This is a genomic window from Nocardioides dubius (genome assembly GCF_039528155.1).
Lineage (GTDB): Bacteria > Actinomycetota > Actinomycetes > Propionibacteriales > Nocardioidaceae > Nocardioides > Nocardioides dubius.
The window spans coordinates 106942-108800 of the sequence record NZ_BAAALG010000001.1 but is presented as its reverse complement, the minus strand read 5'-3'; the positions used below and the strand labels follow the sequence as shown (position 1 = coordinate 108800).

General features: G+C 69.7%; 3 protein-coding genes. All 3 read left to right on the top strand.

The features are described from left to right. A partial coding sequence (locus ABD151_RS00430) for a hypothetical protein (protein WP_343990050.1) occupies nt 1-330 on the top strand: 330 nt, incomplete at its 5' end. A gap of 37 nt (nt 331-367) precedes the next feature. After that, the gene (locus ABD151_RS00425; RefSeq protein WP_343990047.1) at nt 368-892 is read left to right on the top strand and encodes a ferritin; all 525 of its coding nucleotides are present in this window, start codon (nt 368-370) and stop codon (nt 890-892) included. Nucleotides 893-906: 14 nt separating this feature from the next. After that, the gene (locus tag ABD151_RS00420; protein ID WP_343990044.1) at nt 907-1815 is read left to right on the top strand and encodes an FAD-dependent oxidoreductase; all 909 of its coding nucleotides are present in this window, start codon (nt 907-909) and stop codon (nt 1813-1815) included. Nucleotides 1816-1859: the final 44 nt, after the last annotated feature.

Below are 1859 nucleotides of genomic sequence, written 5' to 3'. Positions count from 1 at the left end.
GTTGGCATTTCGCCTGGTGATACCGGTCACGGAAGGTTAGGCAAACCTCAGCGGATCCTCTACGCTGGTCTCGTGGGCAAGAAGGATGCGAAGGCCAAGAAGAAGGACAAGACCCGTCCTTCCGGGAAGGTCAAGCTCAAGAAGGGCAAGCTGAAGAAGCTGTCCAAGAAGAAGCTGCCCAAATCCAAGTGCTGCGCCTCGAAGCCGCAGTGCAAGCGCTGCCCGATCCGGATGCTGAAGGAAGGCACGCTGCCTCCCGGCTACACGGTGAAGCGTCGTAAACTGGTCAAGATCGACAAGCCGTCGAAGAAGTTTGCCGAAGCCGCCTGAGCCGCGTGGTCCGCGCCTCGGGAACCCAGGAGGCCCAGTGACCGCCGCCCGTTTCGCCGCTCAGCTCAACGAACAGATCGGCAACGAGCTTGCCGCGCACAACCAGTACCTTGCCTGCGCTGTGCACTACGACGCGATGACGATGCCGCAGATGGCTGCGTTCTTCTACGGCCAGGCGCTCGAGGAGCGCGCGCACGCGATGATGATGGTGCAGTACCTGCTCGACACCGACTGCGAGGTCAAGGTGCCGGGTGTCGAGGCTCCCGTCAACGCCTTCGACGGCGTCGTCGCCCCGGTCGCTCTGGCGCTGGACCAGGAGAAGCGGGTCACCGAGCAGATCAACGCCCTGCTGCGCACCGCACGTGAGGAGAACGACTTCGCCTCCGAGCAGTTCATGGCCTGGTTCATCAAGGAGCAGGTCGAGGAGGTCGCCACGATGAGCGATCTGCTCACCGTCGTGGAGCGCAACGTCGACGATGTCGAGGACATCGAGGACTACATCGCCCGGGAGCAGGGCAGCGACGGCGACGACCCGATGGCGCCCCGCCAGGCCGGCGCCTGAGCTGAGGATGCCTGATGGCCCGGATCATCGTCGTCGGTGCCGGAGTCATCGGGTTGACCTGTGCGGTCAGGCTGCTGGAGGAGGGCCACCGCGTCGACGTCCTGGCGCGTGACCTGCCGTTGGAGACCACCAGCGTGGTCGCGGCCGCGCTCTGGTACCCCTATCGCGCGCTTCCCCCGGAGCGGGTGACCGCCTGGGCGGGGGCGAGCTACCGGCGCTTCGCCGAGCATCCGGACCACGCGCCCGGGGCGGACCGCGGCGTCCGGATGCTGCGCGGCACCGAGCAGCTGACGACCGTGCGTCCCGACCCCTGGTGGCGCGATGCGGTTCCGCAGCTGGACCGGGTCCCGCCGCAGTCGGGCTTCGCCGACGCCTGGAGCTTCGTCGCGCCGGTGGTCGACATGCCCCACTATCTGGTCTGGCTGCGCGCCCGGCTGCACTCCCTGGGCGGCACCCTGACCCGGGAGAACCTGAGCCACCTGCCGCGCGGCGCCGATCTGGTGGTCAACTGCGCCGGTCTCGGCGCGCGGCACCTGGGCGACGACCCCGATGTGCGACCGGTCCAGGGGCAGGTGGTGGTGGTCGAGCAGTTCGGCCTGGACCACTGGGCGCTCGACGACGCCGGCCCGACCTACCTGGTGCCGCGCCGTGACGAGGTGGTGATCGGCGGGACCGCAGTCGAGGACGCGTGGAGCCGGACGCCGTCGGAGGCGGTGGCGGCGGAGATCCTGCGCCGCGCTGCCCGCCTGGTGCCGGAGGCGGCCCGCGCCCGGGTGCTGCGGCACAAGGTGGGCCTGCGGCCGACCCGCCCCGCGGTGCGCGTGGAGCGCGAGGGGCACGTGGTGCACTGCTACGGACACGGCGGTGCCGGCGTCACCCTCTCGTGGGGCGTCGCCGACGACGTGGTGCGCCTCGCGGGCTGAGCGGGGCGCCGCCGGCGTAGCCGAGCACCCCGGGAAGAACGACC

Coding starts and splice junctions, on each gene's coding strand:
- ABD151_RS00420 (WP_343990044.1), top strand. CDS start 907: ATGGCCCGGATCATCGTCGTCGGTGCCGGAGTCATCGGGTTGACCTGT.